Raw genomic sequence first — 302 nt, 5'->3', positions numbered from 1 at the left:
ATGACGGGGGCGGGATCGCGCATCCCGTGAGTTCGGGCGGCGGTCTCGGTCTCGCGAACGTGGCAGCGCGGCTGCGTACGATCTACGGGGCTGAAGGCATGCTCGACTCCGGCCCAATGGAGGGTGGAGGCTTCATTGCCCGTATCGTGCTGCCTTTCGTCACCGTCTCCGAAGCCGCGGAGAGCTGAGCCATGCGCGTCCTGATCGCCGACGATGAACCGCTTGCCTGCCGCCGACTTGAGATTCTTCTCTCGCGCCGTGCCTGGGTCGAAGTGGTCGGTACTGCTCGCGACGGCCGGTCG

At 66.6% G+C, this 302-nt stretch carries 1 pseudogene; it reads left to right on the top strand.

The window, feature by feature from the left end:
- Positions 1-188: pseudogene (locus E5162_RS14885) on the top strand (hypothetical protein); the annotation flags it as partial.
- Positions 189-302: the final 114 nt, after the last annotated feature.

This window comes from Marinicauda pacifica (genome assembly GCF_004793635.1).
Taxonomy (GTDB): Bacteria; Pseudomonadota; Alphaproteobacteria; order Caulobacterales; family Maricaulaceae; genus Marinicauda; species Marinicauda pacifica.
Note: the sequence above shows the minus strand (reverse complement) of the source record. Positions and strands in the feature narration are given on the sequence as shown.